The sequence below is a fragment of the Ectopseudomonas khazarica genome, from assembly GCF_017915135.1.
Taxonomy (GTDB): Bacteria; Pseudomonadota; Gammaproteobacteria; order Pseudomonadales; family Pseudomonadaceae; genus Aquipseudomonas; species Aquipseudomonas khazarica.
Genome location: NZ_CP068551.1, coordinates 3783196 through 3809472 on the forward strand (window position 1 = coordinate 3783196; position 26277 = coordinate 3809472).

The following is a 26277-nucleotide window of genomic DNA, read 5'->3' on the forward strand; positions in this document are numbered from 1 at the left end:
GAAAGCCCCGCCTCGTGCGGGGCTTTTCTATTTCACGATCCAGCCAATCAACGATATTTCGATATGACGAGTATCAAAAGGCATGCAGTGCACAACAGGTGGCAGATCAAACCGATGATTGAAAAGGGCCATGCCTCAGGTACGAAAGACCGCTGAAACACGCCCTGTTCAAGCTACTCATTCAGCCCATATAGAATGTCTGCAGAGGGAATCTGCAGGACGCCTGAACGGTACGATTTGAAGCCATAAGCCGTAGCTGTATACACGCAGGGAACGAACTGCTTGCCCTGTAGAACACGCCGCAACTCATCACCCTTCAGCGCACGCATACTTCGCCCGCCATTGAGGCTTTCATAGAAACTTAATGCCGACCTGTATACCCAGGTATCGCCATGCCGCACCGCTTGAGTGACCGGAACCAAACCGCTGGCTGAATATTGATCGGCTTCATGGTCCATGGAAACTTCACCACCCTCGAGCGAACAGCGAAGCATGCTGCTTATAGGGCGTTTGTTTTGTTCAAAGACATTCAAAAAATTGACAGTCGATGAAAAGCTCACTTCATACAATGATGTATTCCCCTCACGACTACCCTTAAAATAACCAAGCTCCGCAGGAGGTGAATCGTAATTTCTTGCACACCCTAGAAAGAGCAGCGCAACAACCAGCCAAAGACTTTTAGACAAGACAGCCACCGTCTATATAACTAATGATGGACTCGAATAGGATATCAGCGAGTAGCCGGACAATTCCTAACTGCGGATGAAAAGAGCTTCATCCACCCGACGCAGGAATACCTGCTCGCGTAATTTGTAGGGTGGACAACGCGAAGCTTGTCCACCAAGGTTCATGCCATCGTCAAAGCAAGCAGCCCGGACCATCGCTGATGGTGGATGAAAAAAGCGTCATCCACCCTACGCCAGCAGACTACGCAGAGCGTCACAGCCGGGCCACCACACCGAGGCGCTGAAGCTATCGGACTGCATGGTTGTTGATAGAGAAACACCGCAGCACACTAAACACTCATCGTAAGGAGACGACGAAAGTGCAGGACACGCCCGGCCCAACCCCCTTGATCATCCTCGACGTTCAGGACGCCATCGATCAGCCTGTCTGGGATGGCAAAAGTCATCCCGATTACCTGTCCGTCATCCAACGGCTGCTGCATTTGTGGCGAGCAAATGGCTGGCCGGTTCTTCATGTGAAGCACGATGAAAAGACGCCCACCTCCAGCTATTACCTTCATGGCCCCAGGAATGGCATCAAAAAGGAAGTCGCGCCAATAGAGGGCGAAGCCGTCATCATCAAGAATGAAAACTGCGCATTCATAGGCACCCGGCTGGATGCTGTTTTAAAAGGAATGCAAACGAAACGTATCGTTCTAACTGGCGTTGTGATCCATAACAGCATGGATGCCACGGTCCGCGCCGGAAAAGCACTCGGCTACACCATCATCCTCCCTTCGGATGCCACGACCGCGGTACCTGTCATTGGACCAGATGGGACCTGCTGGGATGCCTCGACCGTTCATGCGCTGACGCTGGCCATACTGGGCGCCGAATATGCCGAGGTCATGACATCAGACATGTTGATTACGCAACTCAGCCAATGACGTGACAGGGAGTAGCCCGGACAACCGCTGCTGGTGGATGAAAAGAGCGTCATCCACCCTACGGTCTGAACGCGGGATGCGACCTGTAGGGTGGACAACGCGCAGCTTGTCCACCATGGTTCTGGCATCACCCGCGCTCAAGGATGAGCCGCCATGCCCAATTACCGACGCGCCCGCGTTCCCGGTGCCACTTACTTTTTCACCGTCAACCTGCACGATCGTGGCAGCGATCTGCTGATCCGCGAAATCGACCTGCTGCGCGAAACGGTACGCGCCACCAAAGCACGCCATCCCTTTCATATCGATGCCTGGGTGGTGCTGCCCGAGCACATGCATTGCCTGTGGACACTCCCGCCAGGCGATGCCGACTTCGCCCGGCGCTGGAAGGTGATCAAGTTCGCCTTCAGCAGACGCTTGCCCGGCACTGAAACACTCAACGCCAGCCAGCAAAATCGTCGCGAACGGGGCATCTGGCAACGACGTTACTGGGAGCATCTGATTCGGGACGAGCGCGACTACCAACACCACTTCGATTACATCCACTACAACCCGCTCAAGCACGGCCATGTGCAACGGCTGATGGACTGGCCCTATTCGAGTTTCCATCGGGCAGTGGCGGAAGGTATTTACCCTGCAGATTGGTGCGCTGTGCCGGAGCAGGTCGAGGAGAACTATGGTGAATGAGCCACCCGCTGGTGGATAAGAAGACCTCATCCACCCTACTGACTTTTGCCCTTCTTCCTGGCAATCGCCTTCATCCGCGCCGCGGCTTTCTGCACGGTGGCCATCTTATCGGGGCGTTTCATGCCCCGCCACTTGCGGATTTCTTCGCGCGTGCGCCCACAGCTGACGCACAACTCGCCGTTGAGCTGGCACAGCGATACGCAGGGGTTTTCAATGTCCTTGGCCACGCTTGCCCCTTGCCGTTCGCTCGACCGAGAACGCCACGTGATCGTCGATGCGGGATACGCTGATGCCCACCTCGTCGAAAGCCGCCAGCGTCAGCGCCTGCATTCTCGCCTTGTCCGCACTGGCCAGCGCCCGTGCCCGGCTCGTCTCGCTATCGAACACCCAGGTCACCACAAGGCTCTGCGGAAACTGCGCGTAGTCCACATCATGGGTCAACCACTGGAAACCGAGGATCTCGCTTTTCGCCGTTTCGCAGGCGTCGGTCAGGGTGCGGATCAGCTCGCGCTCCACAGCTGAGTATTTTCGTTTCGGCGATGGCATAAGGCTCTTCTGCAGACGGGTTCGGTGCGCCGCGCATTTTACCCGAGCGGCCTGCCCGCAAAGGAAACGGATTCATGTTCAACCAGGCGCTTTCGACTTATGCTCGCGCCTCGGCGGCTCGATGTCGTAGCGGCAGGCAGCCACACCCCAGGCGAATTGCAGGGTGCGCCGACGATGCAGGTGAGAATGAACAGCCCCCTTCGGCAGTGTTGCCGTCCATCTGCTCGAGCCGCAGTAGCGACTCGCCGAATCTGGCTGAAAGGACTCCCATGCTGCGAAAGTCATTGCTGATTGCATCCATCCCGCTGCTGCTCACAGGCTGCGAAACGCTGCTGCAAGGCGCCATGAGCATGGGCTGTGCGCTGAATGCCGGGCCGGTGTTGCACCCTGAAAGCCTGCCGGCAGGTCGAATGGGCGAGGCCTACAGCGTCAGGCTCGCGGTCCGCGACGCTCCGGCGCCGGTGCTTGGCATCTACGTGAACGATTCGCAGCCCCTGCCGCCGGGCCTGCGAATCGAGCACCAGGAGCGTGACGACCATGGCTGGATCAGCGGCACGCCGACCCGCCCGGGCAGCTACGAGGTTCATCTCGTCGCCCTCACCTATGGCACGCAGTGCGCCGGCCGACGCGCCGAGCGCACCTACAGGCTGCAGATCGCCGAGTAACGCCGCTCACCGCCACGTGAGCGGCCGTAGCCGGGGACGACTGACGCAGCCCATCGACCGAATCCGCCTGCATGGTCCCTGCTCAGGGAAGCACGCCAGGTTCGGCCTCATACGCCTCGTGCAACAACGCCATGAAGGGCCGTGCCACTGCGAATGCATGTGCGCCGATGGCGCTAACGGCAATTCCCGGTGTCCATGAGTTCATCACGGCCGCCGCGCGGAAATCCTGCAACCGCTCATGGCTGATGAACTCCTGGCGCTGCGCTATTCCGAGCGCATCGAGCTGACGCTGAACGACGCCCATCATGCTGCCCTGCAGCATCTCGGCCCTGGGCCAGACCACTGCGTCGCCGTCCCAGAACACCAGATTCCAGATCGTGGCCTCGCTCAGATGGCCATGCCCGTCGATGAAGGCCGCATCATCAAAGCCCTCGCGTATGGCCTGATGCAGAAAGTAGGTCTTGCCGACCTCACCGACATGCTTGACTGCAGCCAGGGGCCTCTGGTGCTCGATGGCGCTCAGGCGCAACGGCCCCTCGGGCCCGGAGGATGGCGGCGCCGTTCGCACGAAGACGGCCGGCTCGACATCCATGCTCGCAGAGGTGAACTCTCCATTAGGCGAGAAAACGGTGACGGTCAGCGACTGATCGCTGCCGCCCTGCTCGATCGCGGAGCGAATGTACGAGCGTATCAACGCCTCGGCGGATGCCCGGCCAAAGAGCTGTAGAGAGGCGTCATGCAGGCGCTTGAGATGGAGGTCGAGCCCCCTGACCCTGCCGTTTCTGACCTGCATGGCCGTGAAATGCGCGAAACCTGCAAAGGCCAGAGGACTGAGCCGCGAGACAGAGACAGGCTGACCATCGATGAACGATGGATAGGGAGTGGACGGGGTCGCCATGGAACGTGCTCCTGATGGTGCTCGATTGATCGAGCTTCTATCATCAGCCCTGACAGCACTGTCAGGGTCAAGGCGCAAGAACGATGAGAATAGGTGAGCTTTCCAGGCGCTCCGGAGTCAGCATCCGCATGCTCCGTTACTACGAAGCCGAAGGGCTGCTGAAACCGGATCGCACGGCCAGCGGCTATCGCGACTACGCCATGGCGGAGTTGCGCACCGTCGAGCGCATCAGGCTGCTGGGTGCGGCCGGCATGACCCTGGCGACCATCCTGAAGTTTCTGCCATGCGTGCGAGGCGAAGGCCTCGCCTTCGAGCCCTGCGATGAACTGCGCGACGTCCTGCGCGAGCAGCTGCGCATAGCCGACCAGAAAGCGCTGGAGCTTGCGCAGAGCAGGCAGATTCTGCAGGGGTTTCTGCGCGAAGTTGAACAAGCGTAAAGCTGATGCTGCCTGCGGGTTACAATCCCCAACCCACGCCATTACCCAGTGGAGCCCCGCGCCGATGTTCACCCTCTCCCACCTCAGCAGCCCGCCGCCCGAGTCCCTGAAGAGCCAGGTGCTGCAGATGGTGGTGGACTGCTTCGGCGATGTCAGCGCGGTGCCGCTGCTGCCGAGCAACCCGCTGTATCAGCTGTACCAGTACGTGATCGGCTACGAGGTGCACCTGCACCTGCAGACCATGAACGGCGAGGCCGAAGGCCCGGTGCAGTTGCTGCTGGCACTGGACGATGAAGACCCGGCCCGCGTGCTGGGTTTTGCCCTGTACCTGCCCAGCCCCGATGATGCTGCCGCCTGCACCCTCGCCTATCTGGCGGTGCAGACCGAGTACCGTCGCCAGGGTATCGGCCGGGCGCTGCTGCAGCGTGTGCTGGCGCACCGTCCGCACCTGGAGCTGGCCTGCGTGGCGGAAAAGGTGCCGCTGTTCGAAACCCTGGGCCTCCAGGTGCTGGCCGCCCAGGGCGCACAGGTGCTGATGAACAGCCGCGACTACCGCTCCGGCGGCATGGTGGCGGTCGCGGACCTGGCGCCGGTGTTCGCCTCCACGGAGGTCAGGCAGATTCACGCCTACCTGCTCAAGCAGCACGGCCAGCGCGCCATGCAGCAGGCGGAAAAACAACGCGATGCGCACCTCGACAGCCTCTCCCTGCAGGCGCAACGACTGGTCGACGAGCGCCTGCCTTCACGCGCGCTGCATTGAGGCGCTGCCCCACGCCGGGCGCGGGGCTCCATCAGGCGCCGAGCGCCATCGACAGCGGCGCTCAGCTGGCATCGCGCATGCACACGCGCAGCCGGTGGCCGTCCGGGTCGAGCGCGACGAAGGTCGGCCCGAACACCGCACGGGCCAATGGCTGCTCGATCTCCACGCCCAGCGCCCGCCAGCGCGCGTAGAGCATTTCGACATCCGCCTCCCGCTCGACCAGGTAGCCGAACTCGCTGCGATGGCCGCTGCCGGAGGACTGGAAATTGTCCGCCTGCTCCGACCACAGCCCCAGGTGCAGCTGGTCGTTCAGCGCGAAGGACACGTAACTGGGAAACTCGCTGCTGGGCGCCTGTTGCAGCAGTTGCCGGTAGAAGGCGCTGCTGCGCAGTGGGTCGGCAACGTAGAGGACAAGCAGATTGGGACGGTTCATGGTGGACCTCCTGACAATGGGAGCGTCACGTTAGTCGACCCTACTGACAGTTCCTGTCAGCATGGCGCGATGACACGCACCGAACGATTGCTGAAGCTCCTGCAGATCCTGCGCAGCCACCGCCTGCCCGTCAGCGGCCAGACGCTCGCCGCTGAGCTGGGCGTGAGCCTGCGCACGCTGTACCGGGACATCGCCACCCTGCAAGGCCAGGGCGCCGATATTCACGGCGAGCCGGGCATCGGCTACCTGCTGAAGCCGGGTTATCTGCTGCCAACGCTGATGTTCACCCAGGAAGAGCTGGCGGCGTTGCTGCTCGGCCTGCGCTGGGTCGAGCGCCGGACGGACCCGGCGCTGCGCCAGGCGGCGCAGAACGTGCAGGGCAAGCTGCGTGCGGTGCTTGGCGCCGAGGCACAGGCACAGTTGGAGAAGACCCCGCTGTTTGCCGGGCCCGCCCCTTCCACGAGCGATGACGGCACCACGGCACGCGCCCTGCGTGAGGCCATTGGCGATGAATGCAAGGTGCTGATCGACTACACGGACGAAGCGGGCACGCTGAGCCGACGCACCTTGCGGCCGATTGCCCTGGGCTATTTCGACGGTTTTCAGATGCTCGCCGCCTGGTGCGAGCTGCGCAACGACTTCCGGCACTTCCGCCTGGAGCGGATCAGCGCCTGCACACGTTCGAGCGAGCGCTTCAGCGGTCAGGGCGGCTGGTTGCTGGCGCAGTGGCAGGCGTACAACCGCCAGCGCGGCATCGTCGTCCAGCCCACGCAGTAGCCGAGCGGGCAGCGTGGGCGAATGTCCGTCTCCGTGGCTGCCGCCAGGTCGCTAAGCGCAGCATCCGAGGCGTTTCTGGACAGGTCCTGACGGCGCACCGAGGCCATCATCGGCGCAGCGTCTGGCGTGCACCTCATCGAGGCCGCGCCAGGCAAGAACGGAATGCCCGCCAGCGACACGTCGAGGACACACGGATGAAGGATTCAGCACGCGGCCTGCTGCTCGTCACCAGCGGCATCGCCCTGCTCAGTTTCGATGGCCTGCTGGTGCGCCTGACCCAGGCCGATGGCTGGAGCATCGCGTTCTGGCGCGGGCTGCTGATGTGCCTGGCGCTGGGGGTGTTCTCGCTGTCGGCCAGAAAGCGCAGCAGCGTGCTGGCGCAGCCACTGGCGAGCGCCGGCTCGGCCCTGCTGCTGGCGTTGACCTCGATCTTCTTCGTCCTGGCGATCGTCCACACCCAGGTTGCCAACGTGGTGGTCATCCTCTGCACCGCGCCCCTGTTCGCGGCGCTGCTCAGCCGTTGCTTTCTGGGGGAACGGGTGGCGCTGCGCACCTGGCTGGCGATCGGCGTGGCGGCACTGGGGATCGTCCTGGTATTTGCCGGCGCCTTCAGCACCAGCGACCTGGCCGGCAATGGCTATGCCCTGCTGTCGTCGGCGGCCGTGGGCGCCAACCTGACGCTGCTGCGCCGCTACCCGGCGCTGGAGCGCATGCCGCTGATCGCCCTGGGCGGGCTGCTGGCCGCGCTGATCGCCTGGCCCAACGCCAGGCCCTTCGACCTGGACGCCCCGAGCTACTGGGCACTGGCGCTGATGGGACTGCTGCAGATGCCGCTGGCCACGCTGCTGATCAACAACGCGACACGCTATCTGCCTTCCGCCGAGGTGGCGCTGTTCTATCTGCTGGAAAGCGTGCTGGGCACGCTGTGGGTCTGGTACTTCCTGCAGGAAACGCCAGCCAGCGCGACGCTCTACGGCGGCGCGCTGGTGCTCGTCACGCTGCTGCTGCATGCCGGCCTGAGCTTGCGTACCCGCCCGCCACTGCCGGCCTGAAGCGCCGTCGCTACAGCGAGCACAACCCGCCCGGCACCGCCATGATCCAGTCCCGCACCGCGAGGATGGCCGGGTCGTGGCGGCGGTTTTCCGGGTAGACCAGAAAGAACGGCTTGCCCTCCAGCACCGGGCCGAAGGGCTGCACCAGGCGCCCTTCGCGCAGCTCGTCCTCGATCAGTTGCCGGCTCATCAGCGCCACGCCCTGGGCGCCGACGGCAGCGGAGACGGCGTGAGTCTCGTCGGAGAAGACCAGCCCGGCGCTGACATCCAGGCCGGGAACCTGCGCCTGCTTCTGCCACACCACCCAGTCGACGGGCGATGACACGGCCAGCTGGTTGCGAAAGTGGATCAGCGAATGCCGCGGCAGCTCGGCGGCATCGTGCAGGTTGAGCAAGGGGCTGCAGGCCGGGACGAAGGTGTTGTCGAACAGCTTCTCGGCCACCAGCCCCGGCCAGCGCCCGTCGCCATAGCGAATGGCGATATCCGCCGTGACGCCGTCCAGCGCCACCGGCTCATGCGATGCATGGATGCGCAGATCGATGTCCGGATGGGCGTCGCGCAGCATGCACACCCAGGACAGCAGCCAGCGCACCGCCACGGCGGGCGTGGTGCTGAGGGTGATGGCCTGGCGGCTCGGCACGGCGCTGAGCCGCTCGACTGCGGCGCCGATGCTGTCGAAGGCGCTTTCCAGCACCTGCTGCAGCTCCCGCCCGGCAGCCGTCAGCTCCAGCTGGCGCGGCTTGCGCAGGAACAGGGCGACGCCAAGGGTCTCCTCCAGCGCCCGAATCTGGTGGCTGATCGCCGTCGCGGTGACGGACAGCTCTTCGGCCGCCTGCTTGGCGCTCTCGTGACGGGCAGCGGCCTCGAACGTCCGCAGGGCAGAGAGCGAAGGCAGTCGGCGTCGACTCATGGCTGAATTTTCCTCATCCGTAGCGCAAAACAATGATCGTTTGTCGCCAACCAGGGCTGAAATTAGCCTGAGTCTGCGGTTAATCACAGATGAATTCAAATTCGATCAGGAGACTCGACATGACATCCATCCTGCACCTCGACGCCAGTGCCCGCCCCGGCCTTGCCGGCAAGGACGAGCACGGTTCGCACAGCCGTAACCTCAGCCAGCGCTTCGTCAGCCAGTGGCATGCGCGCCGCCCGCAGGACCCGATCACCTACCGTGACATCGGCCAGACCCCGCCGTCGATCATCAGCCACGACTGGATCGCCTCTTCCTTCACCCCGGAGGCCAGGCGCGAGCCCTGGATGCGCGACACCCTGGCCGAAAGCGATCGCCTGGTCGACGAGCTGATCGCGGCGGACGTGCTGGTGATCGGCACGCCGCTGTACAACTTCGGCATGCCGGCAGCGCTCAAGGCGTGGATCGATCAGGTGGTGCGCCCCGGCCGCACCGTGGACATCGACGAGAGCAACCTGCTCGATCCCTACATCCCCAGGCTGGCCGACCGGCCACGCCATCTGGTGATCCTCACCGCCAGGGGCGGCATCGGTTTCGATGCGGGCGGCGAGATGGCGCACATGAACCACCTGGAGCCCAACCTGATCACCGCACTGGGTTTCATCGGCATCACCCGCGTGCACCAGATCGCCATCGAGGGCCAGGAATTCGGCGGTGAACTGCTGGCCGCATCGGTCGCGCAGGCGCTGGACAAGGTCGACGCGCTGGTGGGCGAGCTGCAGCATTCACTGCAGGCCGAGCGCGCTGCAGAGCCGGCCTGAACACCCTCCCGGTGGATGATCAGCGCGCCTCCACCCGCGAGGAGACGTTACGACATCAATAGGAAATCCATCACACGGCCCGGACGTCAGCTCGGGCTATCATCCAGCCCCGAAGCGCGAGCCACTATTTTGCTCGCGCCCCTGCCTGGAACAACGATATGGATATCAACCGCTTTGAACGAACCCGCATGAGCTATGAAAACGTACCGGTGTACCGCAAGCGCTGGTTCGTCTTCCTCTCGCTGCTGTTCTTCATCCCCGCCACCCTCCTCATCGCTCTGACGGGTGATCTGTACGCCCAGAAGGACGGGGTCGTGTACAAATTCAAGAACAATGCCGTCCATCAGCTGATCGTCACGGCAGTGGTGTTCATGATGGTCGGCCTGTTCCTGGCAGCAGGCCGCTGACACACGCCCGGCACTTGCCAGCAACCGCCCCTTCGGCAATGGATTACCTGGAGCTGCAATGCATAAATGGATGTTCTTTCTCGCCGCCCTGTCGCTGGCCGGCTGTACCAGCCCTGAAGAGCTGCTGATCAGGGTTCAACTGGAGAAGGCCGTCGCCCACGCGGAGCGAGAAGCCGTCGAGGATGCGCTCAGCATGAGCGCCGAGTGCCAGGAGAAGGAGCAGACCTGGCGCGCTCCCATCCACTCCCTGACCCAGGATATCCGCGTGCAGCGCTGTGACATCGTCTACTACTACCTGGCGCGCTACGCTCTGGTCGAAGGCGATGAGTTGCCCATCGACTTCATTCCCTCGATCAGTTTTCTGGGCACCGAGAACCTGCTGACGGGCGAAAAGATCAGCCTGTACTGACCGCCCTCTTCAGCGCTTGCTGCAGGCGAACAGCGCGTTTCCGGCGTGGCCATCCCAGGGCAGCAGCCGCTGGTAGTCATGCTCCAGCACCTGCACCTCGAAGTATTGCGCCAGCAGGGCCTGCAGCTCGGCGAAGCTCACCGCGACCATGGGATGCTCGTCGTCCCAGACCTCGCACTGCTCGCCCAGCTGGCGTTCGATGCGCAAGCGCAGCAGCTGCTGTTCGCCTTCGCCGCGGTAATGCCAGCCGGAGCTGAAGCGGAACCGGCCATCGGCCTGGCAGACGCTGTGGGAAACGAACGATGCGTTGTCGATGCGCTGCTTGTCCACGGCGTTGAAACAGAACACTCCGCCCTCGGCCAGGGCCGCATGCACGCTGGCGATGCAGGCTTCGAGGCGCGCGAGGCTGGCGCTGTAGTGGATGGAATAGAGAAAGCAGGTGATCAGGTCCTGCGGCTCGTCGACCTGGAACGCGCACATGTCCTGCTGGACGAAGCGCGCCTCGGGGCAGCGCAGGGCCGCACGGTCGAGCATCGGCTGGTTGATGTCCAGGCCGCTGCTGGCGTAGCCGGCATCGAGAAAATGGCGCACGTGCGGACCAGTGCCACAGGCCAGGTCGAGATGGCGCCGGCCACCGTTGCCGAACAGTTGCTGCAGGCGCTGCACGCAATGACTCTGCGCCGCGTAATCGATATCCGCGCACATCAGGTCGTAATAACCCGACAGGTCGGTGTAGAGGGCATTGCCGGACATGATGACCTGAAGGGAGCGGGATCTCGGGGGCGCGCATCATATCCCAAGCGTCGCCGCCGCAGCCGTCGCGGCGACGAAAATATCGCCCCGTTCGCGCCAGGGCCGAGCAACGCACCGGGCGCCCGCCAACGGCGGCCTGCAGCCAACGGGCAGGGCAATTCCCCTGCTCGCCTTCACACCCGCGCAACTCTGGCTAAACTCCCGTGATTCGCAGCCGAAACAATGGCGTCAACGTTCAGCGGGATGGCTCTCATGTTCAACGGTCGACTGAAGCAAGAGTTGCAGGCACTGCGTGAAGACCTTTCTTCCGTGGAACAGGTACGCGCCAGCCTGGAAGAGGAGATGCTGGTACTGATCCTCGACCCCCAGGGGCGTATCGAACGTGCCAACGAGAATTTCCTCAAGGAAATGGGCTACACGGCGGATCGGTTGCGCGGCGAGCAGTTGCTGAAGCTGATTCCCGAACACGTGCGCAATCTCGACTTTCACCACCGCGTGCGCCAGGCGCTGGAACGTGGCGAGCACCTCGCCGGGGTCATCCGCCTGCTGCGCGGCAGTGGCGAGGAAGCCTGGCTGCGCTCCATCCTGCAGCCGGTGCGCGACAGTGCCGGGCGCATCCGTTTCTTTTCCATCCACGCCAGCGACCTGACCCGCACCATCGAGAGTTCGCGCGAGCACGAGAACCTGATCAAGGCCCTGCAGCGCTCCACGGCGGTGATCGAGTTCAACCTCGACGGCGAAGTCCTGACGGCCAACCAGCGCTTCCTCGACGCCATGGGCTACAGCCTGCAGCAGATCCAGGGCAAGCATCACCGCATCTTCTGTGATCCGAGCGAGGTCAATTCGCCTGCGTACGCGCAGTTCTGGGACAAGCTGCGCCGTGGCGACTTCGTCGTCGATCGTTTCAAGCGCCTGGACAGTCACGGGCGTGACGTGTGGCTGGAGGCCTCCTACAACCCCATTACCGACGCCCACGACCGGCTGTACAAGGTGGTCAAGTTCGCCACGGTGATCACCGACCAGGTACAGCGCGAGGAAGCCGTGGCCCAGGCGGCCGGCATCGCCTTCGAGACCTCCAAGGGCACCGACAGCAGCGCACGCAATGGCGCCGAAGTGGTGCAGCAGATGCTCGACGCGATGAACGACCTGGCCGAGCGCATGCAGGAGGCCGTTCAGGGCATCGAGGCGCTGGACAAGCAATCCCAGCTGATCGGCTCCATCGTCAAGAACATCAGCAGCATTGCCGACCAGACCAACCTGCTGGCCCTGAACGCGGCCATCGAGGCGGCGCGCGCAGGCGACCAGGGGCGTGGTTTCGCCGTGGTGGCCGACGAAGTTCGGCAACTGGCCTCGCGCACCAGCGCCGCCACCGTGGAGATCACCTCGGTGGTCGGGCAGAACCAGCAACTGGCCGAACGCGCCGTGGAGATCATCGACCGCGGCAAGGCCCAGGCCGAGCGCGGCCTCGAACTGTCCAGCCAGGCCGGACAGGTGATCGAGGAAATCCAGGATGCCGCACAGCGTGTGGTCAAGGCGGTGGAGAGCTTCGCCACCCAGTTGTGAGGCAAGGGCACGCCGGTGAGCGGGCTCGGCACCGGCATCTCGCCCAAGTCATCACACAACCTCATTCGACCGCCCCATTCCCCTGAGTGGACAATCCCCTTTCAGCACTTGGATTGCGCGGAATGACCGCGTAATTCGGATGACAGCATTTTCAAAGTCGTCATACATCGTATAAGTTTGCCGAGTCGCATCCGCGATCAACAAGAACAACAAGGACCCTGACGATGAATGACGAACAACGCCCGGACGGCTCGCGCCGCCACTTTCTCAAGCAGTCCCTCGCCTACTCGGTCGCTGCCGCCGGCGTGGGCACGCTCCTGCCGCAACTGGCCCGTGCGGGGGAACCGCTGAACCCGCGCTATCCCGATCCGGCGGTCGAGATCCTCGACGACAGCTTCCTCGACCTGCGCCTGTTCAATGCCAGCGTGGAAAAGGTCGCCACCGGCCTGCGCTGGGCCGAAGGCCCGGTGTGGGTGGGCGATGGCCGCTACCTGCTGGTCAGTGACATTCCCAACAACCGCATCATGCGCTGGGACGAGATCAGCCAGTCCCTGGGCGTCTATCGCGCATCCTCGAACTACTCCAACGGCCTGACCCGCGACAACCAGGGCCGCCTGATCGCCTGCGAAGGCTCGACCAACGAAGGCCTGGGCCGGCGCATCACCCGGACCGAGCACGACGGCAGCATCACCGTGCTGGCCGACAACTTCGAGGGCAAGCGCTTCAACTCGCCCAACGACATCGTGGTCAAGCGCGACGGCTCCGTCTGGTTCAGCGACCCGCCCTTCCAGGCTGGCAACGAATACGAAGGGCACAAGGTGCAGATCGAGCTGCCGCACGGCGTGTACCGCATCGACGGGCAGACGCTGAAGGTCACCCGGGTGCTCGACGAGCTCGCCGGCCCCAACGGCCTGTGCTTCTCCCCGGACGAGAAGACCCTCTACGTGGTCGAGGGCCGCGCCAAGCCCAATCGCCTGGTCTGGGCCTATGCGGTGAACGCCGACGGCAGCCTGGGCGCGCGCCGCAAGCACATCGACGGCGGGGCCACGGGCGCACTGGACGGCATCAAATGCGACGAGGCCGGCAACCTCTGGTGTGGCTGGGGCAGCAACGGCTCACCGAAGGGCAAGCCGGAAGAGCTGGACGGCGTGCGCGTGTTCAATACCGAGGGCAAGGCCATCGGCCACGTCTACCTGCCGGAACGCTGCGCCAACCTGTGCTTCGGCGGCGCCCAGGGCAACCGCCTGTTCATGGCCAGCAGCCACTCCATCTACTCGCTGTACGTGAACACTCGCGGCGCCACCTTCAGCAAATGAGGCATGGGCCACGGCCGCCAGAGCCGTGGCCTGGCCCGCCACCCAAGCTCGCCAGACGGCGCCAGCAGCACCTCCAACCGCTCTGGGACGGGCATTGCGGCAAGCATCAGTGGCATCGATGTTCACCATCATGCCAATGAAGTTCTCTGAAAAATTTCAATGCGTACCATCTGCTCCATACCCAACCACAACACCCCTGGAGCACAACATCATGAAACGCCAACTCATCCTCAGCTTCGCTCTCTCCGTACTGGCTGCCAACGTATTCGCCGCCTCTTCCGTGCAACCCACCGTCGCTGAAGGGGGTTCCGACCGCCTGATCGAGAACCGCGTCGCCGAAGGTGGCTCCGATCGCCTGATCGAAAGCCGCATTGCTGAAGGTGGCTCCGACCGTCTGATCCAGAACCGCGTCGCCGAAGGTGGCTCCGATCGTCTGATCGAGAACCGCGTCGCTGAAGGTGGCTCCGATCGCCTGATCGAGAACCGCGTTGCCGAAGGTGGCTCCGACCGTCTGATCGAGAACCGCGTTGCCGAAGGTGGTTCCGACCGTCTGATCGAGAACCGCGTTGCCGAAGGTGGCTCCGACCGCCTGATCGAGAACCGCGTCGCCGAAGGTGGCTCCGACCGTCTGATCCAGAATCGCGTCGCCGAAGGTGGCTCCGACCGTCTGATCCAGAATCGCGTTGCCGAAGGTGGCTCCGACCGCCTGATCCAGAACCGCGTCGCCGAAGGTGGCTCCGACCGTCTGATCCAGAATCGCGTCGCCGAAGGTGGCTCCGACCGTCTGATCGAGAACCGCGTCGCCTGAACCCCTTCCACGAACGGATCGAGAACCTCGTATGACTCGATGCTATGCGCCACACCGCAAGGCCGGCCCGAAACGCCGGCCTTCGCTTTTTCCGGGCCGCAACGGCATCTGCACTGCGCGAATGAACAGCCCCATGTCGACCCCAGGCAACTGACCGCCGCCCGCGCCCTCTATGGTGAACGCCCCTTTGATCCTTCACCGGAGCGCTCCATGGCCAACCAACCGATCACCGTTCTGCGCGATACCCAGCCGATGCCCGTCGTCGACGCCTGCAAATGGGAGCGCATCGAAGGCGACCCGCATACCGTCAACCTCAACGCCTACACCTCCGAAGACGGCAGCAAGATCATGGGCACCTGGATCTGCACGCCCGGCAAGTGGCGCGTGGAGTACGTGAAGTGGGAGTACTGCCACTTCCAGGAAGGCTACTGCATCATCACCCCGGACGGCATGCAGCCGATCCACCTCAAGGCCGGCGACATTTTCGTGGTCGAACCCGGCATGAAGGGCACCTGGGAAGTGGTCGAAACCGTACGCAAATATTTCGTCTTCGCCTGATCAGGCCTCTGTCGGCGGGCGCCCCGGCGTGGCACCCGCCCACTCGCCCCACCTTGCTTGAAAAACAGGGGAACCTGGCCTATTCCAGATGGTCAGTGTTGCTCCGCCGACCTGGCGGCCCCCTCATAACGGACGGCCCACAAGGCCTTTCAGCAAGGAATCATCATGACCCGAAGCAAACTGCCCCTGCTGGCCCTCGCCTGCGCCCTGCCCCTGAGCGCCTGCGCCGCCACGCCAGAAGCCCTCAAGCCCTACCCTGCCACCGCTGACGGCTACAACCGCCACGTGATCGAACTGCCGGCCCAGGCCAACGAAGCCGAGCACAAGGTCGAGATCATCGCCGGCAAGACCCTGGAAGTGGACTGCAACCAGCAGCGCCTGGGCGGCCAGTGGCAGGAGAAGAACGTCGAAGGCTGGGGTTACAGCTATTACGAACTGAGCAAGGTCGGCCCGGCCATGAGCACCCTGATGGCCTGCCCGGACGGCAGTCGCAAGCAGGCGTTCGTGCGTGTCGGCGGCGAGCCGCAACTGGTGCGCTACAACAGCAAGCTGCCGCTGGTGATCTACGCGCCAGCCGATGTCGAGGTGCGTTACCGGGTGTGGTCCGCCGCTGCGCAGACCAGCACGGCGCCGCGCCAGTAAGGCTGTAGGCGGAAGCACCAGCCCCCTTCCCGGCTGGTGCTTCCGCGTGCCTGTTCGACGCCAGCGGCACGACGAAAAGGCTCTAACCAGCGGCTGCGCGACTGGCCGCGAGCGCAGGCGCGGCTATGCTCAAAGAGCACTTTCTCACCGAGCGCCAGCGCCACGCCCGTATCTATCGGAGCCACCATGGATATAGAAAGCCTCTTCGACCAGCTGCACACCCTGCCCAGCATTCCGAAAGTCGCGCAGGAACTCATCCAACAGTTCGACAACCCCTCCTCCAGCCTGGAGAGCGTGGCCCGCAACATCGAGCGGGACCCGGTGATCGCGGCCAAGGTGCTGCGCCTGGCCAACTCCCCGCGCTTTCGTGGTGCGCGCGAGGCGGTCAGCGTCGAGGACGCCGCCATGCGCCTGGGCTTCAACACCCTGCGCACGCTGGTGCTGGCTTCGGCCATGACGGGTGCGTTCCAGGCCGATACCGGCTTCGACCTCAAGGGCTTCTGGATTCGCAGCTTCCGCGTGGCCAGCATCGCCCGCTGCCTGGCCAAGCAGCGCAAGCTGGACACCGATGCCGCCTTCACCTGCGGCATGATGCACAACATCGGCGAACTGCTGATCCAGACCGGCGCACCGGACTTCGCCCGACGCATGAACCGCCACCCGAAGCGCGAAGCCGCCGCCCATGCCGCCGAGGAAAACCTGCAACTGGGCTTCGGCTACCCGGAGGTCGGCGCCGAGCTGGCGCGCCGCTGGCAACTGCCGGAGCTGATCCAGCACGCCATCGCCTACCAGGCCCGCCCGACCCAGGCCCCCGGCGACAGCCAGTACGCACGGTTGGTCGCGCAGTCGGTGCTCGTCGCCGAAACCATCGAGCTCGATGGCGTCAGCGAGCAGGCGCAGCAGAGCCTGGAAGGTCCGCTGTTCGAGGAAGTGGCGCTGGACACGCTGTTCGCTGCGCTGCCGGAGGTGCTCGAAGCGGACAAGGCCTTTGCCGAACTGCTGGGCTGAGGCCTGACCCGGCGGCGCGCCTGCACCGCCTTTGCCCGCCCTGCCGGCCTCCTCAGCGGCAGCGCTCGGCGAGCCGCTGCGTGCTCGGGGCGAAGCGCGACACCGCGGCCAGCAACGCCTGCAGCGAGGCACGCAACAGGTTGCCATCGCGGCCGGCGCCGAAACGCGAGCCGGGCTGCCCTGGCCAGCTGACCTCCACCAGCGCCAGCGCACAGGCCTCGCTACCGCCACCCAGGCTGTGCTCCTGGTAATCGTCGACACGCAGCGGCAGGTCGAGGGCGGCCACCGCCGCCGCCAGCGGGCCATTGCCTGCACCACGCAGCTGCAGGGGCCGACCGGCCACCTCGACATCCAGTTCGATCCGCTGGTGCTCGCCGTCGTCCTGCAGGCGATGGCCGACATAGACCAGTGCACCGCCCGGCCGTGCGGGGGCCAGGTAGGTTCGCTGGTACAGCTGCCACAGCTCGGCGCTGGACAGTTCGGTCTCGCTGCTGTCGGCCTGCTTCTGCACGATGGCGCTGAACTCCACCTGCTGGCGGCGCGGCATCTGCACGCCCTGGTCGCGCTGCAGCAGGTAGGCGATGCCACCCTTGCCGGACTGGCTGTTGACCCGCACGATGCTGTCGTAGGTTCGCCCCAGGTCCTGCGGGTCGATCGGCAGGTACGGCACCTGCCACGGCCCATCCTGCGTCCGAGCGGCGAAGCCCTTGGCGATGGCGTCCTGGTGCGAGCCGGAGAAGGCGGTGAACACCAGGTCACCGACGTAGGGATGGCGCGGGTGAATCGGCAGCCCGGTGCAGGCCTCGGCCACCCGCGCCACCCCGGCGATGTCGGAAAAATCCAGGCCCGGGTCGATGCCCTGGGTGTAGAGGTTCAGCGCCAGGGTCACCAGATCGAGGTTGCCGCTGCGCTCGCCATTGCCGAACAGGCAGCCCTCGACCCGCTGCGCGCCCGCCAGCAGTGCCTGCTCGGCACAGGCCACGCCGGTGCCGCGGTCGTTGTGCGGGTGGACCGAGAGCAGCACATGCTCGCGCCGCGCCAGGCGCCGGTGCATCCACTCGATCTGGTCGGCGAAGACATTGGCGGTGCTGACCTCGACAGTGGTCGGCAGGTTGATGATGATCGGGCGCCCAGGCCCGGCGTCCCAGGCCGCGATGGCGGCGTTGCAGATGCGCAGCGACACCTCCAGTTCGGCCATGCAGAAGGTTTCCGGCGAATACTGCAACACCCACTCGGTCTCGGGATGGGCCTGCGTCAGCGCCTTGAACGACTGGATATGGCGCACCACCAGCGCCTCCACCTCATCCACCGAGAGCTTGAACACCACCTCGCGCCATACCGGGGCGATGGCGTTGTACAGGTGCACGATCACCCGCCGCGCGCCGGCCACGGCCTGCACGGTCCGCTCGATGAGGTCGTCGCGCAGTTGGCTCATCACCATCGGCGTGACGTCGTCCGGGATGCCACCCTCGTCGATCAGCTGGCGGATGATGTCGAAGTCGGTGCGCGAGGCGGCGGGAAAGCCCACTTCGATTTCCTTGAATCCCAGGCGCACCAGCTCGCCGAACAGGCGCAGCTTGCGCTCGCGGTTCATCGGTTCGAACAGCGCCTGGTTACCGTCGCGCAGGTCGGTGGACAGCCAGATCGGCGCCTGGTGCAGGCGCTGCTGCGGCCAGCGCCGGTCAGGCAGGTCAACAGGGGGGAACGCGCGGTACTTGCTATGCGGATTACGCAACATGACAAAGCCTCGATGGGGAACGGAGAACAGCGTGATCTCCCCTGCCTGCGCTGCAGGCTGCCTGAGGCCGGGATCAGGGGGAGATCAGCGGCGCGTGGCGATCACGCACCGAGTCGGACCCCGGCCGAGGCTCAGGGTGGGTAGCAGCGGGATGAGGACGGTCATGGTGGTGCCTGCATGGATGAGTGCCCAGCGTAGAGCGCACGGCCTCGACCATCTCACGCCAAATGGCCTATCACTGTCGCGAAATGGACAACCTGGCGGCACAGCGCTAGGCTGGCTCGCCCTCCCACCGCGCAGCCCGCCATGGTCGATCACACCGAACTGCCCTATGAATCGCTGGCCATGCCGGTCACCGGCGTGGCCGTCGACTACCCCAGCGGCCACCGGGTGCCGTCGCACAACCACCCGCGCGCACAGCTGATCTACGCCATCGAGGGCGTGCTGGTGGTCGATACCCCGGCCGGGCGCTGGGTGACGCCACCGAACCGGGGCGTGTGGCTGCAGGCCGGCTGCGAACATGCCCTGCACATGCGCGGCGTCACCCGCGTGCGCAGCCTGTTCGTCAATCCCGATGCCGCCCCGGGGCTGCCGGCTGGCAACCGCGTGATCGACGTCAACCCGCTGCTGCGCGAGCTGATCCAGGCCGCCACCCTGGTGCCGGCGCAATACACCGCCGACAGCCGTGATGGCCGCCTGATGCGTTTTCTGCTGGATGAACTGAGCAGCCTGCCGGTGCTGCCGCTGCACCTGCCCTGGCCGAGTGACCCGCGCATCGCCCGGGTGTGCCAGAGCCTGGCGGATGACCCGGCGCAGAGCGACTCGGCCGAACACTGGGCGGCGCAACTGGCGATGAGCAGCAAGACCTTCCACCGCCATTTCCAGCGCAGCACCGGCGTCACCTTCGGCCGCTGGCGCCAGCAGGCGCGCCTGCTGCTCTCGCTGGAAGCCCTGGCGCAGGGCCTGCCCGTGCTGCAGGTGGCGCTGCAGCACGGCTACGACAGCCAGAGCGCCTTCGCCGCCGCGTTCCGCCGGCAGTTCGGCGTGACGCCCTCGGCCTTCTATCGGTGACGCCGCCGCCCCGTCAGCGCTCGCCTTCGCCGTTGGCCTTGGCCGCCAGGGCCAGGGCCATCACCACCTCACGCACCACCTTGCGCTGCTGCGCAGGCAGGCCGAGAAAGGTCTCGATGACTTCGCGCTCCTGGTAGAACTTGGGGTCCTCCCAGCGCCCGCGCTGCTCGCGCACCGTCACCCCGGCCCGCTCACCGAAGCGCAGCACCTGCGGCTCGATGCGCAGCCACTCGGCCAGGACCTGCAGCTTGTCCTGGGAGGGGATCGACTCGCCACGCAGCCAGCGCGAAACAGCCTGAAACGTCACCGAACGTCCCCAATAGCGCGAGTTGAACTCGCGTTCGAGCACGGCTGGGCGGTCTGGATATCCAGCTGCGAGCATGGCGCTGCGCAGCCGCTGGGCGAATTCGGATTTCTCGGTCATGGACGCGGACGTTAAATTCCGCCCCCACGCTAGATTGAACAGTCTGTTGTATTTTATATGAAATTCATGATTTCATCGCATTTCACCGATCGCTGTTTCGTGCACAAGGAGAGCGCCATGATCAGCCCACTCCACCCCAGCTTCGAAGACATCCGCTTCACGGTCCAGCGCACGCCCGACGGACACTTCTGGTTCGCCGCCGGCCCCGTTTGCCAGGCACTGGAGATGGATGACTGGAACGCCTCGTTGCTGCGCCTGTGCCGCCCGGAAGGCATCCTGTTCGGCAACGAGGAAACGCCCCAGGCCATGATCGACCTGGAGAACCTGCTGCGCCTCAGCCTGAACGACGCCAGCCCGCGCGCACGCCGCCTGCGCACCTGGCTGTACCAGACCCTGCTGCCGCACCTGTTCAGCAGCGTGGGGCTGCCCAGCTACCGGCAGCTGAACACCGCCGACAAACGCCTGCGCGTGCTGAAATGGCATGACGACTGGTGGATGTCGCTGGGCGACGTCATGCAGGTCTTCGGCACACGCCCGGAGTTGCTGGGCCTGGACGGCAGCACGGAGCGCCGTTGATCACGCCCAGGTGCCGCGGGGTCATCAGGCCGCTACAATGCGCACCTTGCCCGTGTGCCCAGCCTGATAAAAGAAATCACCATGTCCCTGCCCAAGAACCACCTGGAACTGCTCAGCCCTGCGCGTGATGTCGAGATCGCCCGCGAGGCCATCCTGCATGGCGCCGATGCCATCTACATCGGCGGCCCGAGCTTCGGCGCGCGGCACAACGCCTGCAACGAGGTGAGCGAGATCGCCAAGCTGGTGGAGTTCGCTCGCCGCTATCACGCCCGGGTGTTCACCACCCTCAACACCATCCTGCATGACGATGAACTGGAACCGGCCCGTGCGCTGATCCACCAGCTCTACGACGCGGGCGTGGATGCGCTGATCGTGCAGGACATGGGCGTCATGGACCTGGACATCCCCCCCATCGAACTGCACGCCAGCACCCAGACCGATATCCGCACCCTGGAACGGGCCAGGTTCCTCGACCAGGCCGGTTTCTCCCAGCTGGTGCTGGCGCGTGAGCTGAACCTGCAGGAGATCCGCGCGATCAGCGATGCCACCGATGCCGCCATCGAGTTCTTCATCCATGGCGCGCTGTGCGTGGCCTTCTCCGGCCAGTGCAACATTTCCCACGCGCAGACCGGGCGCAGCGCCAACCGTGGCGACTGCTCGCAGGCCTGCCGCCTGCCCTACACCCTCAAGGATGAGAAAGGCGGCGTGATCGCCTACGAGAAACACCTGCTGTCGATGAAGGACAACAACCAGAGCGCCAACCTGCGCGCCCTGGTGGAAGCCGGCGTGCGCTCGTTCAAGATCGAGGGCCGCTACAAGGACGTGGCCTATGTGAAGAACATCACCGCCCACTACCGCCGCGAGCTGGACGCGATTCTCGAGGATCGCCCGGACCTGGCCCGCGCCTCCAGCGGGCGTACCGCGCACTTCTTCGTGCCCGACCCGGACAAGACCTTCCACCGTGGCAGCACCGACTACTTCGTCACCGAACGCAAGGTGGATATCGGCGCCTTCGACTCGCCGACCTTCACCGGGCTCGCCGTCGGCCATGTCGAGAAGGTGAACAAGCGCGACCTGATCGCCGTCACCCACGCGCCGCTGTCCAACGGCGACGGCCTCAACGTGCTGGTCAAGCGCGAGGTGGTGGGCTTTCGCGCCAACATCGCCGAGCTCAAGGGCGAGTTCGAGGAGGACGGCGAGAAGCGCTACCGCTACCGCGTCGAACCCAACGAGATGCCCGATGGCCTGCTGCGCCTGCGTCCCAACCATCCGCTCTCGCGCAACCTCGACCACAACTGGCAGCAAGCGCTGCAGCGCACCAGCGCCGAGCGCCGCATCGGCGTGAACTGGAAGGTCGAGCTGCGTGAAGACGCGCTGAAGCTCACCGCGACCAGCGAAGAAGGCATCAGTGTCGAGGTCGCCCTGCCCGGCCCGTTCGGCGCAGCCAACAAGCCCGAACAGGCGCTGGATGGCCTGCGCGACCTGCTCACCCAGCTCGGCACCACCATCTACCACGCCCAGGGCGTCAGCCTCGACGCGCCGCAGGCGTTCTTCGTGCCCAACTCGCAGCTCAAGGCGCTGCGGCGCGAGGCCATCGAGGCGCTGACCGAGGCCCGCGTCGCCGCCCATCCGCGCGGCCAGCGCAAGGCCGAGAGCGATCCGGCACCGGTCTACCCCGAGTCGCACCTGTCGTTCCTCTACAACGTCTACAACCAGAAGGCCCGCGACTTCTACCATCGCCATGGCGTGCAACTGATCGACGCGGCCTACGAGGCCCACGAAGAAGAAGGCGAAGTGCCGGTGATGATCACCAAGCACTGCCTGCGCTTCTCCTTCAACCTGTGCCCGAAGCAGGCCAAGGGCGTGACTGGCGTGCGCACCAAGGTCGCGCCGATGCAGCTGGTGCACGGCGACGAAGTGCTGACCCTGAAGTTCGACTGCAAGCCGTGCGAGATGCACGTGATCGGCAAGATGAAGGGGCACATCCTCGACCTGCCACAACCCGGCAGTGCCGCCACCCAGGTGGTCGGCCACATCACCCCGGATGACCTGCTCAAGACCATCCGCAAGCCCGAGGGCTATTCGCACTGATTCACAGCCTGCGCCCGCGCGCTTGAAGCGCCGGGCGCATGGCGCTTGAATAGGCGCCCTCGAATCCCTGACTGCCGGAGGTCCGCGAGTGACCGCGATGATCGTGCTGACGCTGCTGCTGGTGGCCGCCCTGCTGTTCTGGCCGCGCGTCGCCAAGGCACCGATGTGGCGCGCCACCGTGACCCCACTGGCCTCGATCATCGGCAGCGGCTTCCTCATCCTCGGCCCGGTGATGCTGGTCAACTTCGGCAGCTGGGCGCCGCTGGCCATGCTCGTCCTGTGCGCCCTGGGCTATGCCTTCGGCAGCGCCATGCGCTTCAACATCCGCTACCTGGGCGACTCGCCCCAGGGCCGGGGCACGCCGCTGCAGGACCTTGGCGAACGGCTGTCGTCCTGGGTGCTGGCCTTCGCCTACTTCATCTCCGTGGCCTACTACCTCAACCTCTTCGGTGCGTTCGCCGGGCGCATCGTCGACGTGCGGGGCGGCACGCTGCCCAAGGTCATCACCACGCTGATCTACCTGCTCATCCTCGCCGCCGGCTACCTGCGCGGCTTCAGCGTGATGGAACGCCTGGAGAAGTTCTCCGTGAGCCTGAAGCTGGCGATCATCGCCAGCCTGCTCGCCGGCCTCGCCGTGCATACCGCGCAGCAGGACATGGCGAGCGTGCTGGCCTACAGCCCGGCCAGCACGCAGGGCACGCTGGCGTTGCAGCTGCTGCTGGGGCTGATCGTCACCGTGCAGGGCTTCGAGACCTCGCGCTACCTCGGCCAGCACTACGACGCCGCCACGCGCGTGCGCTCGATGCGCCATGCGCAGTGGCTCGCCAGCGCCATCTACCTGGTCTATGCAGCCCTGCTGACGCTGAGTTTCCACCAGCAGACGATGACCCTGGACGAGACCGCGATCATCGACCTGATGGGCGTGGTCGCCCTGGTGCTGCCGCCCTTGCTGATCGCCGCCGCCCTCAGCGCCCAGTTCAGCGCCGCAGTGGCCGACACCAGCGCCTCGGGCGGGCTGATCAACGAACTCAGCGGCCAGCGCCTGCGCGCGCGCCACGGCTACGTGTTGCTGACCCTCACCGGCCTGCTGCTGACCTGGCTGTTCGATGTCTTCGAGATCATCAGCCACGCCTCGCGGGCCTTCGCCCTGTACTACGGCGTGCAGTCGCTGCTGGCCGCCGTACGCGCCGCGCAGCAGCCGGCCAGCCTGCGGCGTCACCTGCAGATCGCCGGCTTCACCCTGCTCGGCCTGGTCGGCCTGGCGGCGGTGCTGTTCAGCATCCCGGTCGAGGGCTGAACCAGGCGTCAGCCCAGCCAGGCCAGCGCCGCCCCGCTCAGGTACAGGCCCAGGCCGAACACCAGGTGCGTCAGCAACGCGCGCTGCCGCACCAGCCAGGGTTTGGGCGTGCGCCTCGCGGCCATCCCCATGCCGAAGGCCGGCTGCATCACCAGCAGCGGCGCGGCCACCGTGAGCACGCCGAAGAGCAGCGCGGGCAGCAGCGCCGGACGCTGCAGCCAGGCCTGACCGCCCCAGGCCAGGAAAGCGGCGGCGAACAACAGCCCGGTCAGGTAATGGAAGCCCCAGCCGAGCAGACGCTCGCCCCGCAGCGGCGCCGCCTTGGCGATCGCCGCGTGGCGGAACTGGCCGTGGCGCATGTGCCCCAGCCAGCGCCCGACCCAGCCATAGTCCAGCGACGCCACGCCGAACCAGCGCCGCCGCAGCAACGCCCACAGGTCCATCGACAGCGTCGCACCGACGCCCAGCACCATGATTTCGACTACCATGACCACCTCCATTCAACCTTGCTGAAATGCCTGTGATAGAAGGCTGCTAGTTGAAGTCGACTTGAGGTCAAGCATGAAAGAGCTGGATATCGGCACCGTCGCCCGCTGGTCGGGGCTGCCGGCCTCGACCCTGCGCTACTACGAAGAAAAGGGGCTGATCCGCTCGATCGGCCGCAACGGCCTGAGGCGGGTGTTCGCCGAGTCGGTGCTGCAACGCCTGTCGCTGATCGCGCTGGGGCGTACCGCCGGTTTCTCGCTGGAAGACATCGCCGGGATGCTCGCCAGCGAAGGGGGCCCAGCCATCGACCGCGAGCGCCTGGAGCGCAAGGCCGAGCAGCTGGACCAGACCATCCGCCGCCTCAGCGCCATTCGCGACGGCCTGCGCCATGCGGCGGCATGCCCGGCCGAGAACCACCTGGCCTGCCCCACCTTCCAGCGCCTGATGACCCTGGCCAGCCGGCAGGCCAGCAGAAGCCGGGCTACTGCGCGATGAGCGCGGCGGGCAGGAGCACCTCGACCCGGCGAACCTCGAGATCGCGACGCAGGTAGTCCATGCGCCGTGCATGGAACGCCTGCATGTGCGGCAGCGCCATGTGCGCGTCCAGGGCGGCCTGCGACGCCCATACCTCGTAGAAGATGAACAGCGTCGGGTCCTGCGCGTCGCGCAGCATGTGGTACTCGATGCAGCCCGGCTCGGCACGGCTGGGCTCGACGTAGGCACGGAACAGGCGTTCGAAGGCTGCGGCCTGCTCAGGCCGGGTGTGGGCGTGAAGGATGAATGCGTGCATGAGGGCTCCTGGGCAGGTGAGGAAAGCCCCAGGTTAGCGCATGCCAAACGCTCAATTTCATGACTTTCAGTCAACAATCATTTGAGCGTGCCTGGGTGTTTCGCACGCGCGGGGCTGGTTAACCTGCCGCCACATTTTCTGGAGACACCCGATGAAAAAGATCCTCCTGCTCAACGGCGGCAAGGCCTTCGCCCATTCCCACGGCCAGTACAACAGCACCCTGCACGACGCGGCGCTGGCCTTCCTCGATCGCGCCGGCTGCGACGTGAAGACCACCTTCATCGACGGCGGCTACGACGTCGACGAGGAAGTCGCGAAAATCCTCTGGGCCGATGTGGTCATCTACCAGATGCCCGGCTGGTGGATGGGCGCGCCCTGGACGGTGAAGCGCTACCTCGACGAGGTGTTCACCGCCGGCCATGGCAGCCTCTACGCCAACGACGGCCGCACCCGCTCCGATGCCTCGCAGAAGTACGGCAGCGGCGGCCTGATTCAGGGCAAGCAGTACATGCTGTCGCTGACCTGGAACGCGCCGGTGCAGGCGTTCGAAGACCCCAGCGACTTCTTCGAGGGCAAGGGCGTGGACGCGGTGTACTTCCCGTTCCACAAGGCCAACGAGTTTCTTGGCATGAACGCCCTGCCCACCTTCATCTGCAACGACGTGATGAAGGTGCCGGACATCGAGCGCGACGTGGCGCGCTATGAACAGCACCTGGCCACGCTGTTCGCCCGCGCCTGAGGCGGC

At 65.1% G+C, this 26277-nt stretch carries 33 protein-coding genes; 22 read left to right on the forward strand and 11 right to left on the reverse strand.

The genetic code is table 11. The features are described 5' to 3' along the window. Positions 1–173 precede the first annotated feature (173 nt). Positions 174–686 (reverse strand): hypothetical protein, encoded by a 513-nt coding sequence (locus JLK41_RS17810; RefSeq protein ID WP_210389486.1) that lies wholly within the window; start codon positions 684–686, stop codon positions 174–176. A 359-nt stretch (positions 687–1045) separates the two neighbouring features. Here JLK41_RS17810 and JLK41_RS17815 point away from each other — a divergent pair, with 359 nt between their 5' ends. Together JLK41_RS17815 and JLK41_RS17820 are read left to right on the forward strand one after the other, a co-directional pair. Beyond that, positions 1046–1612 carry an isochorismatase family protein gene (locus tag JLK41_RS17815; protein ID WP_210389487.1) on the forward strand — a complete coding sequence of 189 codons (567 nt, stop codon included), beginning with the start codon at positions 1046–1048 and terminating at the stop codon, positions 1610–1612. A 153-nt stretch (positions 1613–1765) separates the two neighbouring features. Continuing rightward, positions 1766–2296, forward strand: a complete 531-nt coding sequence (locus JLK41_RS17820) for an REP-associated tyrosine transposase (RefSeq protein WP_210389488.1) — start codon at positions 1766–1768, stop codon at positions 2294–2296. Between the two features lie 35 nt (positions 2297–2331). On the opposite strand, the gene JLK41_RS17825 is transcribed toward JLK41_RS17820, so the two are convergent. Continuing rightward, complete coding sequence (locus JLK41_RS17825) at positions 2332–2523, reverse strand: DUF1289 domain-containing protein (protein WP_210389489.1); 192 nt, start codon at positions 2521–2523, stop codon at positions 2332–2334. Next, entirely contained in the window at positions 2507–2842 is a 336-nt protein-coding gene (locus tag JLK41_RS17830; protein ID WP_210389490.1) for a hypothetical protein, read from the reverse strand. Before JLK41_RS17830 ends, JLK41_RS17825 begins: the two co-directional genes overlap by 17 nt. Before the next feature lie 269 nt (positions 2843–3111). Between JLK41_RS17830 and JLK41_RS17835 the strand changes: the two genes are divergently transcribed. Continuing rightward, positions 3112–3507, forward strand: a complete 396-nt coding sequence (locus tag JLK41_RS17835; protein WP_210389491.1) for an Ig domain-containing protein — start codon at positions 3112–3114, stop codon at positions 3505–3507. An 82-nt stretch (positions 3508–3589) separates the two neighbouring features. Here JLK41_RS17835 and JLK41_RS17840 read toward each other — a convergent pair whose 3' ends face one another. Beyond that, entirely contained in the window at positions 3590–4405 is an 816-nt protein-coding gene (locus tag JLK41_RS17840; protein ID WP_210389492.1) for an aminotransferase class IV family protein, read from the reverse strand. Between the two features lie 83 nt (positions 4406–4488). Between JLK41_RS17840 and JLK41_RS17845 the strand changes: the two genes are divergently transcribed. Further along, positions 4489–4842, forward strand: a complete 354-nt coding sequence (locus JLK41_RS17845) for a MerR family transcriptional regulator (RefSeq protein WP_134677187.1) — start codon at positions 4489–4491, stop codon at positions 4840–4842. Between the two features lie 64 nt (positions 4843–4906). After that, positions 4907–5602, forward strand: a complete 696-nt coding sequence (locus tag JLK41_RS17850; protein WP_210389493.1) for a GNAT family N-acetyltransferase — start codon at positions 4907–4909, stop codon at positions 5600–5602. A gap of 61 nt (positions 5603–5663) precedes the next feature. Here the strand turns inward: JLK41_RS17850 and JLK41_RS17855 are convergent, their stop codons facing one another. Beyond that, positions 5664–6035: a VOC family protein gene (locus tag JLK41_RS17855; RefSeq protein WP_037057337.1), complete on the reverse strand. Its 372-nt coding sequence runs from the start codon at positions 6033–6035 to the stop codon at positions 5664–5666. 69 nt (positions 6036–6104) lie between these two features. On the opposite strand from JLK41_RS17855, the gene JLK41_RS17860 reads away from it, so the two are divergent. Then, on the forward strand, positions 6105–6812 hold the full coding sequence (locus JLK41_RS17860) for a helix-turn-helix transcriptional regulator (protein ID WP_047586864.1): 708 nt from the start codon (positions 6105–6107) through the stop codon (positions 6810–6812). Positions 6813–7006: 194 nt separating this feature from the next. Further along, positions 7007–7864 carry a DMT family transporter gene (locus tag JLK41_RS17865; protein ID WP_210389494.1) on the forward strand — a complete coding sequence of 286 codons (858 nt, stop codon included), beginning with the start codon at positions 7007–7009 and terminating at the stop codon, positions 7862–7864. Between the two features lie 10 nt (positions 7865–7874). Here JLK41_RS17865 and JLK41_RS17870 read toward each other — a convergent pair whose 3' ends face one another. After that, positions 7875–8774 carry a LysR substrate-binding domain-containing protein gene (locus tag JLK41_RS17870; protein WP_210389495.1) on the reverse strand — a complete coding sequence of 300 codons (900 nt, stop codon included), beginning with the start codon at positions 8772–8774 and terminating at the stop codon, positions 7875–7877. 119 nt (positions 8775–8893) lie between these two features. On the opposite strand from JLK41_RS17870, the gene JLK41_RS17875 reads away from it, so the two are divergent. From JLK41_RS17875 to JLK41_RS17885, 3 genes are all read left to right on the forward strand, one after another. Continuing rightward, entirely contained in the window at positions 8894–9595 is a 702-nt protein-coding gene (locus tag JLK41_RS17875; RefSeq protein ID WP_210389496.1) for an FMN-dependent NADH-azoreductase, read from the forward strand. Between the two features lie 158 nt (positions 9596–9753). After that, a complete protein-coding gene (locus tag JLK41_RS17880; RefSeq protein WP_037057327.1) occupies positions 9754–10002 on the forward strand; it encodes a hypothetical protein in 249 nt (82 codons plus the stop codon). A 58-nt stretch (positions 10003–10060) separates the two neighbouring features. Then, positions 10061–10411 (forward strand): hypothetical protein, encoded by a 351-nt coding sequence (locus JLK41_RS17885; protein ID WP_150605943.1) that lies wholly within the window; start codon positions 10061–10063, stop codon positions 10409–10411. 9 nt (positions 10412–10420) lie between these two features. Here the strand turns inward: JLK41_RS17885 and JLK41_RS17890 are convergent, their stop codons facing one another. Further along, positions 10421–11164 (reverse strand): class I SAM-dependent DNA methyltransferase, encoded by a 744-nt coding sequence (locus JLK41_RS17890; RefSeq protein ID WP_210389497.1) that lies wholly within the window; start codon positions 11162–11164, stop codon positions 10421–10423. A 252-nt stretch (positions 11165–11416) separates the two neighbouring features. Here JLK41_RS17890 and JLK41_RS17895 point away from each other — a divergent pair, with 252 nt between their 5' ends. From JLK41_RS17895 to JLK41_RS17920, 6 genes are all read left to right on the forward strand, one after another. Then, a complete protein-coding gene (locus JLK41_RS17895; RefSeq protein ID WP_210389498.1) occupies positions 11417–12727 on the forward strand; it encodes a methyl-accepting chemotaxis protein in 1311 nt (436 codons plus the stop codon). A 224-nt stretch (positions 12728–12951) separates the two neighbouring features. Continuing rightward, the gene (locus JLK41_RS17900; RefSeq protein ID WP_210389499.1) at positions 12952–14043 is read left to right on the forward strand and encodes an SMP-30/gluconolactonase/LRE family protein; all 1092 of its coding nucleotides are present in this window, start codon (positions 12952–12954) and stop codon (positions 14041–14043) included. A gap of 211 nt (positions 14044–14254) precedes the next feature. Next, a complete protein-coding gene (locus JLK41_RS17905; protein ID WP_210389500.1) occupies positions 14255–14851 on the forward strand; it encodes a phage infection protein in 597 nt (198 codons plus the stop codon). A 210-nt stretch (positions 14852–15061) separates the two neighbouring features. Beyond that, complete coding sequence (locus JLK41_RS17910) at positions 15062–15409, forward strand: cupin domain-containing protein (protein WP_037056186.1); 348 nt, start codon at positions 15062–15064, stop codon at positions 15407–15409. Between the two features lie 165 nt (positions 15410–15574). Continuing rightward, positions 15575–16051 carry a serine protease inhibitor ecotin gene (gene eco, locus JLK41_RS17915; protein ID WP_210389501.1) on the forward strand — a complete coding sequence of 159 codons (477 nt, stop codon included), beginning with the start codon at positions 15575–15577 and terminating at the stop codon, positions 16049–16051. Between the two features lie 186 nt (positions 16052–16237). Next, positions 16238–17059: an HDOD domain-containing protein gene (locus tag JLK41_RS17920; RefSeq protein ID WP_037056180.1), complete on the forward strand. Its 822-nt coding sequence runs from the start codon at positions 16238–16240 to the stop codon at positions 17057–17059. 52 nt (positions 17060–17111) lie between these two features. On the opposite strand, the gene leuA is transcribed toward JLK41_RS17920, so the two are convergent. Further along, positions 17112–18797, reverse strand: a complete 1686-nt coding sequence (gene leuA / locus JLK41_RS17925) for a 2-isopropylmalate synthase (protein ID WP_210389502.1) — start codon at positions 18795–18797, stop codon at positions 17112–17114. A gap of 306 nt (positions 18798–19103) precedes the next feature. On the opposite strand from leuA, the gene JLK41_RS17930 reads away from it, so the two are divergent. Then, the gene (locus JLK41_RS17930; protein WP_037056175.1) at positions 19104–19868 is read left to right on the forward strand and encodes an AraC family transcriptional regulator; all 765 of its coding nucleotides are present in this window, start codon (positions 19104–19106) and stop codon (positions 19866–19868) included. A 13-nt stretch (positions 19869–19881) separates the two neighbouring features. On the opposite strand, the gene JLK41_RS17935 is transcribed toward JLK41_RS17930, so the two are convergent. Continuing rightward, the gene (locus JLK41_RS17935; RefSeq protein ID WP_037056173.1) at positions 19882–20292 is read right to left on the reverse strand and encodes a transcriptional regulator; all 411 of its coding nucleotides are present in this window, start codon (positions 20290–20292) and stop codon (positions 19882–19884) included. A 117-nt stretch (positions 20293–20409) separates the two neighbouring features. On the opposite strand from JLK41_RS17935, the gene JLK41_RS17940 reads away from it, so the two are divergent. The 3 genes from JLK41_RS17940 to JLK41_RS17950 all read left to right on the forward strand — a co-directional run bounded on the left by JLK41_RS17940 (position 20410) and on the right by JLK41_RS17950 (position 24256). Next, entirely contained in the window at positions 20410–20868 is a 459-nt protein-coding gene (locus tag JLK41_RS17940) for a BRO-N domain-containing protein (protein WP_134677171.1), read from the forward strand. 81 nt (positions 20869–20949) lie between these two features. Continuing rightward, entirely contained in the window at positions 20950–22959 is a 2010-nt protein-coding gene (locus JLK41_RS17945) for a peptidase U32 family protein (RefSeq protein WP_047585131.1), read from the forward strand. Between the two features lie 88 nt (positions 22960–23047). After that, the gene (locus JLK41_RS17950; RefSeq protein ID WP_197035125.1) at positions 23048–24256 is read left to right on the forward strand and encodes a hypothetical protein; all 1209 of its coding nucleotides are present in this window, start codon (positions 23048–23050) and stop codon (positions 24254–24256) included. A gap of 8 nt (positions 24257–24264) precedes the next feature. On the opposite strand, the gene JLK41_RS17955 is transcribed toward JLK41_RS17950, so the two are convergent. Then, the gene (locus JLK41_RS17955) at positions 24265–24744 is read right to left on the reverse strand and encodes a DUF2938 domain-containing protein (RefSeq protein WP_244229988.1); all 480 of its coding nucleotides are present in this window, start codon (positions 24742–24744) and stop codon (positions 24265–24267) included. A 73-nt stretch (positions 24745–24817) separates the two neighbouring features. Between JLK41_RS17955 and JLK41_RS17960 the strand changes: the two genes are divergently transcribed. After that, the gene (locus tag JLK41_RS17960; protein ID WP_037056167.1) at positions 24818–25237 is read left to right on the forward strand and encodes a helix-turn-helix domain-containing protein; all 420 of its coding nucleotides are present in this window, start codon (positions 24818–24820) and stop codon (positions 25235–25237) included. On the opposite strand, the gene JLK41_RS17965 is transcribed toward JLK41_RS17960, so the two are convergent. Next, on the reverse strand, positions 25224–25532 hold the full coding sequence (locus JLK41_RS17965) for a putative quinol monooxygenase (RefSeq protein ID WP_152489295.1): 309 nt from the start codon (positions 25530–25532) through the stop codon (positions 25224–25226). The genes JLK41_RS17960 and JLK41_RS17965 overlap by 14 nt on opposite strands. A 151-nt stretch (positions 25533–25683) precedes the next feature. Between JLK41_RS17965 and mdaB the strand changes: the two genes are divergently transcribed. After that, entirely contained in the window at positions 25684–26271 is a 588-nt protein-coding gene (gene mdaB, locus JLK41_RS17970) for an NADPH:quinone oxidoreductase MdaB (RefSeq protein WP_210389503.1), read from the forward strand. The last annotated feature ends 6 nt before the right edge of the window (positions 26272–26277 follow it).